This window comes from Sporolactobacillus inulinus, from assembly GCF_006539285.1.
Lineage (GTDB): Bacteria > Bacillota > Bacilli > Bacillales > Sporolactobacillaceae > Sporolactobacillus > Sporolactobacillus inulinus.
Window position 1 is genome coordinate 1 of record NZ_BJMS01000032.1, and the last position, 6,935, is coordinate 6,935.

The window sequence follows — 6,935 nt, forward strand, 5'->3', positions numbered from 1 at the left end:
AAAATCCGATATAAACGAAGCGAAGGAAAATAGACCGGTCAAAAGCATTGATTTGAGAAGCACCTTTCAGCTGGAACAACTTTCTTTTCGTGTTCGATTTATTCATCCACAAGGTATCAGGAGGCGTAAGTATAAGGGGACAAGTATTCATCTATACAACGAATAATAAATTCACGATTTGACTATACAAATATGAATGTAAGCGCTATAATAACAACTGTACTAATTAATGATGGACGATCATCATTGCCGATGCAGCGGCCGTGCATCCGCATGTGATCTGAATGATTCACTAGGCACTAATGAAAGCGCAATCTTTTTTTGATACATCAATTATTAGGAGTGGATCGAAATGGCAGCGATCAATGAATCATCGGTCAAACAAATTATTGATTCGGTTGGCGGCGCTGAAAATATTAATGCCGCAACACACTGCGTCACACGTCTTCGCTTGATCCTAAATGATGAAGGCAAGGTCGATAAAGAAAAATTAAATACAATTGATCTGGTTAAAGGGTCGTTCTCAGCCAACGGTCAATTTCAGATCGTGATTGGAAACGGGACGGTTGATAAGGTTTATGACCTTTTCGTTCGTCTGACAGGGATTGGTGAAGCAACGAAACAGGAAGTCAAGGACGCTGCAGCAGAAAAAATGAATCCGCTGCAGAAGGGGATTAAAACCTTAGCGGATATTTTCATTCCAATCCTGCCGGCAATTGTTACCGCCGGTTTACTGATGGGCATTAACAACATTCTTGCCAATCCGGGGATTTTCTTCGAAAAATCGGTGGTGCAAGCGTATCCGCAATGGAAAGACTTTGCGGACATTATCCTTGTCATTGCCAACACTGCCTTTGTATTCCTGCCGGCGCTGATCGGTTGGTCAGCGGTTAAGAAATTCGGCGGCAACCCGCTGCTCGGTATTGTACTTGGGCTGGTGCTTGTGCACCCGTCGTTGCTTAATGCATATGCCTTAGCGGATGCCCAGAACAAAGGCACGGTGCCGATCTGGGATCTGTTCGGTCTGCACATTGACAAGGTGGGCTATCAAGGCCAAGTACTCCCAGTTCTTGTTGCTTCCTATGTATTGGCGAAGCTTGAACTGTTTTTGAAAAAACATGTCTATGATTCGATTCAGCTTCTTGTCGTCGCACCGGTTTCACTTCTGGTTACCGGGCTGCTTTCCTTTACCATTATCGGACCGGTGACGCTGACGCTGGCAAACTGGATCACGGCAGGAATTGTTGCGTTATTTCACTTCGCACCGATTGTCGGCGGATTGGTTTATGGCTTCTTCTACGGCGTCTTGGTCATCACCGGGATGCATCAGATTTTCCTTGCCGTCGATTTGCAGCTGATCGGAAGCACTGGCTCTACGTTCCTTTGGCCGATGCTCGCATTATCAAATATCGCACAAGGGGCGGCGGCATTCGCAATGTTCTTAATTGCGCGAGACGCAAAGCTCAAAGGCTTGGCAATGACCTCGTCCATCTCTGCATGGCTTGGAATTACGGAACCGGCAATGTTCGGGGTCAACCTCAGATTCCGCTATCCGTTCTTGGCAGCGATCACGAGTTCCGGAATTGCCGGGGCATTCATCACCTTGTTCGGCGTCAAAGCAACATCAATTGGCATCGGCGGGCTGCCTGGTTTTCTGTCGATCATTCCGAACTACTGGGGTGTGTTCTTCATCGGCATGATGATCGTGTTAATCCTGCCGTTTGTACTCACCTATATTTTCGCGAAATTCAGTAAAAATTCAATTGACGAAGGGTAACGACAGAGACAAGGTGTAAAGAAAAAAGATTGGGTGTGACTCAAATGCATCACGATTGGTGGAAATCAGCGACTGTTTATCAGATCTATCCGAAGAGTTTCAACGATACAAATGGAGATGGAATTGGCGATATTAACGGGATTATTGAAAAGCTCGACTATATCAAAACACTGGGCGCGGATGTGCTCTGGCTGACGCCTATGTATCGTTCGCCGCAGAACGATAATGGCTATGATATTAGCGACTATTACAGTCTGCAGCCGGAATTCGGAACCATGGACGATTTACGCCGCCTCTTCAATGAAGCGCATAGACGCAACCTGAAAATCGTCATGGACATTGTGGTGAATCATACGTCAACCGCGCACCATTGGTTTCAAGAAGCGCTCAAGGGCAAAGACAATCCTTATCGCGATTATTACATTTGGCGCGATCCGGGAAAAGACGGCGGGGCGCCAAACAACTGGCAATCTAAATTCGGCGGATCGGCATGGGCATACGATGTGAAAAGCAATCAGTATTATTTACATTTATACGACGTCAGTCAGGCGGATTTAAACTGGGAAAATAAACACGTACGCGAAGAAGTGTATAAAATGATGAACTTCTGGCTCGATCAGGGCAGCGATGGCTTTCGGCTTGATGTCATCAATAACATTTCAAAGGATCAGCACTTTCCGGATGATCACGATCCGAGCTCACCGGGAGACGGGCGGCCCTTTTACACAGACGGTCCGCGTGTACATGAATATCTACACGAAATGAATCAACAGGTGTTCGGCAAACGTGCAGAAACACTGACTGTTGGCGAGATGTCCTCAACAACAATCGAGAACTGCATTCGTTATACGAATCCAAAGCATGAAGAGTTGACAATGGTCTTTACTTTCCATCACTTAAAAGTCGACTACCCGAACGGCCAGAAATGGGCACTTGGCACGTTGCATCTCCCAGACTTGAAAAAGGTCATGGCTGATTGGCAGAAAGGCATGCATGATGGCGGGGGTTGGAATGCGCTTTTCTGGTGCAATCATGATCAGCCGCGGATTGTCTCTCGTTTTGGTGATGAAGGGGAATACCGGATTAAATCGGCGAAAATGCTGGCGACCACGCTCCACCTGATGCAGGGCACACCTTATATCTATCAGGGCGAAGAACTCGGCATGACCAATCCGAACTTCACCTCGATTGACCAATACCGTGATATCGAGACGCTGAATGCCTACGAACTGCTGAAAAAGCAAGGAAAATATGAAGCAGAAATCATGGCGGTTCTCCAGCAAAAATCACGTGATAACGGACGGACACCGATGCAGTGGGAGGCAGGGGAAAATGGCGGGTTCACTACGGGTACACCGTGGATTCCGCTTGCGCCAAACGCGCAAACGGTTAACGCTACGCTTGCGCTTGAAGATCCGGATTCTGTTTTTCATTATTACCGAAAATTGATCGGATTGCGAAAAGAATTTTCTGTGATTCGGGACGGCGATTTTGCGCTGATTGCCCCGGAACACCCGGACATCTTTGCGTACGTGCGTAGCAATGACGGGAAGCAGCTGCTTGTGGTCAGCAATTTTACGAATCATTCGGTTCCATTCTCAGTGCCGCAGGCGTTCTTAAATGGGAAGAACGCATTGCTGATTCATAACTATCCGGATGCACTGCACCTTGCTGCCCGTTTGCCGCTCCGTCCTTACGAGTCGGCAGCATACCTTCTGAATTGATTTGGAAAATTCACGAATTCATCTGCATTGTGAGGGTTTTCATGGATCTGTTTTGGTATACTAAATAGTGGGAAATGAAAGATAGGGGCGAAGTATGCCCTTTCTTTTTATTATTTTCTTATCCTTTACAGCAGAGAGGCAGTCGCGGACGAATCCATGCATTTTGCCGCCTTAAGGAGCACGAACACGATGAGGAAAAGCAAATTTGTCTCGATTTATCATGACCTCAGCGAAAAAATACTCAAAAAAAAGATTGATGCGGGGGCACTTTTGCCGACTGAAAATGAACTATGCGCGCAGTATCATGCTTCTCGCGAAACGATCCGCAAGGCGCTCGCGATGCTATCGCGCAACGGCTATATTCAAAAGGTTCAAGGAAAAGGGTCGATCGTTCTGGATGTCAGCAGGCAGAACTTTCCCATTTCCGGACTTACAAGTTTTCGCGAACTCGCGGCTCATTCAAAACGGCAATGGACGACCGATGTTCACCAGGTCGTCTTACTAAACCCTGATGAGCACTTGAAAATGATGATGAATCTGCAGGAGGGGCAGACGGTCTGGCAGGTCGTCCGTTCTCGATCAACAGAGGGCGAGTCCGTGATTTTAGATCGGGATTACTTAATTCAAGAGGTTGTGCCGATGCTGACTGCGGATCAATGCGCGCATTCGCTGTATGATTATATTGAAAATGAATTGGGATTGAAAATCGGCTTTGCAAAAAAAGAAATTACCGTTGAATCGGCGAACGAGGAAGACTATCGTTATCTGACGATGCATGAGGGAACACATGTCGTTGTCGTACGCAGCCTCGTGTATCTTGAGAATGCGCAATTATTTCAGTATACCGAATCCAGACACCGAGCAGATAAATTCCGCTTTGTCGATTTTGCACGCCGCGATCATATGTAAACAGGAGGATCCGATGATAAAACTATTGGCGATGGATATGGATGGAACGCTGCTGAATAAGCACCGTGAAATCAGTTGGGGAAATTTGAAAGCACTGCGCGATGCTCACGCAAAAGGAGTGACGCTGGCAATTGCTTCCGGACGCGCCTTTTTTGATATTAGCAGTAAAATGCGTGAAGTTGACGTGGAGGCGCATTTGATCGGCGCCAATGGGGCGACGATCCATTCATCCGACGGCAAGTTGCTGGGTGCCGACTTTTTGGATCGCAACGAAGCGCTGGCGATTGTTCAGGAACTTGTCGCACAGCACTACTATATTGGAGTCTATTCAACACATCATATCTATGTTCCGGAACAGGGTGTCGACTGGCTGCGCGATGAACTGCAACGCCTCGGAATTCATGAAGACCGATCCGTCGGCTTCCAAGGTGCGACACGCGATGATTTTTACCGTGCGGTTGACGATTGGAGCGTATTCGAGACGAATCATACCGAGTTCTCGAAAATTATTATCTTCTCCTATGACGACGAGAAACTGCAAAAAGCACGCGAGACCTATGAAGGGAAACACAAATACAGCATTGTCACCAGCGGTACAGGCAATTTTGAAATCATGCCGCCTAACGTATCCAAAGGCAATGCGCTCGATCATTTGGCGCATTATCTGGGGATTCCGCTTCGCGAGGTCATGGCAATCGGGGACAATTATAATGATCTTTCCATGTTTGATGTGGCCGGTGTATCGGTGGCGATGGGCAATGCCAATGACGAGATCAAGAACTATTGTGACCGTGTGACAATCGATTGTAATGAGGATGGCGTCGCACATGCGATTTATGAAGCGCTTGGCTATCCAAGCGACGAAAAGGGCGGCTTGCGATGAAAAAGGTCCTGTACTATGCCGGACTGTTTGTTGCCAGCTTTGTGGTTCAGTGGTTCTGGTACAGTCAGTTCGCGGCACAGTCAAAAAAGACGCCTCTGATATGCTGCTGACCTCTTTTGTGTTTCTTGTCATTTTAATCTTGCTCGATCTTATATCACCACGCAGAATGCGCAGATGAGTCGACACAAAATGCGGGGACTTGCCCCGCGGGGCGTGTATCGCCTATAATGAACTAATGAACGTATGTTTGGCAGGTGTTGGTAATGGGAAAAGGCGAAAGCCGCGTCCTTGCGCAAAACCGCAAGGCGCGTCACGAATATTTTATTGAAGAAACAGTTGAGGCGGGACTTGTCCTGCAAGGAACGGAAATTAAAGCCATTCGCCGCGGAAAAGTGAATATCCAAGATGCATTCGCCCGCATCGAAAACGGCGAAGCCTTTGTTTATAATATGAACATCAGTCAATACGAACAAGGCAACCGGTACAACCACGATCCGCTGCGTACGCGCAAGCTGCTCTTGCACCGCAAGGAGATTAATAAGCTTGGGCCGGCCGCCGATCAGACGGGCTATGCACTTGTTCCGCTGAAAATTTATATCAAACACGGCTTTGCCAAAGTGCTCGTTGGACTTGGACGCGGCAAGAAAATGTACGATAAGCGCGAATCGATGAAAAAACGCAGTGCTCAGCGCGAAATGGCACGCGCATTTCGCAATAACCAAAAAGTGTAAGTTGAAAAGCAGCGGATCATCTGCTATAATTCAATTACTGTGTTAAGCACAGTTACAGTTATGGATTTTCACCGCAAGTCCCGTTGCTTTTTTTAAACGGGGACGTTACGGATTCGACAGGGGCAGGTCGGGTTTAAGCGGCGAGCCGAGGGGGTCGGCCTCGTAAAAACGCCAAAGCCATAACTGGCAAAACGAATAACAACCTCGCTCTAGCTGCCTAATCAGCTTTAGCGGTCCCTCCCTCCATCGCCCATGTGGTAGGATCAGGGACTCACTCTAGTGGGATACGCCGGAAGCCCGCATCCTGAGGGCCATGGAAGAGAATAATCGGGATAGCCTCGCGAAAGCCTGTCGGCAGGCCAACGCCGAGGCGAAACGCTAATATGCCGACTACGCTCGTAGAAACTTAAATTACGATGTCTTTGGACGTGGGTTCGACTCCCACCGTCTCCATATCCACAATTCTGTGAGATTCTTGAGAAGGTTCGAAAACGTTGATTTATCAAGGTTTTCGGGCTTTTTCTTTTGAGGAGAATTCGATGCCATCCGATACTATCCGAAATAATTCCGGATGAATTCCGGATTGTTCCGGAGCTTATTTGGCGACTTGGAAGAGGTCATCCATCGCAGCGTCTGTCGTCTCAGAGTCTCTCTGAGCAAGCTCATCTAATATGTGTGTGTAAACGCGCATGGTTGTCAGAACGCTGTCATGTCCCAACCGACGGGAAAGATAATTGATGCTAACCCCCTTATACAATAAAATAGACGCATGCGTATGGCGAAGTCCATGACAGGTGATCTCCGTTATTCCAAGTTTTCCGCACAGCTGTTTTAAGCACTTATTAACTGCGGTATTGGTTACGAGTTCCATTTTTTTATTTACAAATACTAGGTTCACTGGACAGTCAAAA

Annotated in this window: 6 protein-coding genes and 1 other RNA gene; 6 read left to right on the top strand and 1 reads right to left on the bottom strand. The window is 47.4% G+C overall.

Going from position 1 to position 6,935, the window contains the following annotated elements; all coding sequences use genetic code 11:
* The first annotated feature begins 352 nt into the window (after positions 1–352).
* The 6 genes from treP (at position 353) to ssrA (ending at position 6,480) form a co-directional block, all read left to right on the top strand.
* The gene (treP, locus tag SIN01_RS06185) at positions 353–1,777 is read left to right on the top strand and encodes a PTS system trehalose-specific EIIBC component (protein ID WP_010027687.1); all 1,425 of its coding nucleotides are present in this window, start codon (positions 353–355) and stop codon (positions 1,775–1,777) included.
* A 44-nt stretch (positions 1,778–1,821) separates the two neighbouring features.
* Complete coding sequence (treC, locus tag SIN01_RS06190) at positions 1,822–3,501, top strand: alpha,alpha-phosphotrehalase (protein WP_047035193.1); 1,680 nt, start codon at positions 1,822–1,824, stop codon at positions 3,499–3,501.
* Between the two features lie 189 nt (positions 3,502–3,690).
* On the top strand, positions 3,691–4,410 hold the full coding sequence (gene treR, locus SIN01_RS06195) for a trehalose operon repressor (protein ID WP_010027839.1): 720 nt from the start codon (positions 3,691–3,693) through the stop codon (positions 4,408–4,410).
* A gap of 13 nt (positions 4,411–4,423) precedes the next feature.
* Positions 4,424–5,293: a Cof-type HAD-IIB family hydrolase gene (locus tag SIN01_RS06200; protein WP_010027838.1), complete on the top strand. Its 870-nt coding sequence runs from the start codon at positions 4,424–4,426 to the stop codon at positions 5,291–5,293.
* A 263-nt stretch (positions 5,294–5,556) separates the two neighbouring features.
* The gene (gene smpB, locus SIN01_RS06205; RefSeq protein WP_028983174.1) at positions 5,557–6,024 is read left to right on the top strand and encodes an SsrA-binding protein SmpB; all 468 of its coding nucleotides are present in this window, start codon (positions 5,557–5,559) and stop codon (positions 6,022–6,024) included.
* A gap of 98 nt (positions 6,025–6,122) precedes the next feature.
* Positions 6,123–6,480: a transfer-messenger RNA gene (ssrA, locus tag SIN01_RS06210) on the top strand.
* 139 nt (positions 6,481–6,619) lie between these two features.
* On the opposite strand, the gene SIN01_RS06215 is transcribed toward ssrA, so the two are convergent.
* Positions 6,620–6,935, bottom strand: a 316-nt coding sequence (locus SIN01_RS06215; protein WP_141306018.1) for a tyrosine-type recombinase/integrase, incomplete at its 5' end; no start/stop codon positions are given.

Coding starts and splice junctions, on each gene's coding strand:
- treP (WP_010027687.1), top strand. CDS start 353: ATGGCAGCGATCAATGAATCATCGGTCAAACAAATTATTGATTCGGTT.
- treC (WP_047035193.1), top strand. CDS start 1,822: ATGCATCACGATTGGTGGAAATCAGCGACTGTTTATCAGATCTATCCG.
- treR (WP_010027839.1), top strand. CDS start 3,691: ATGAGGAAAAGCAAATTTGTCTCGATTTATCATGACCTCAGCGAAAAA.
- SIN01_RS06200 (WP_010027838.1), top strand. CDS start 4,424: ATGATAAAACTATTGGCGATGGATATGGATGGAACGCTGCTGAATAAG.
- smpB (WP_028983174.1), top strand. CDS start 5,557: ATGGGAAAAGGCGAAAGCCGCGTCCTTGCGCAAAACCGCAAGGCGCGT.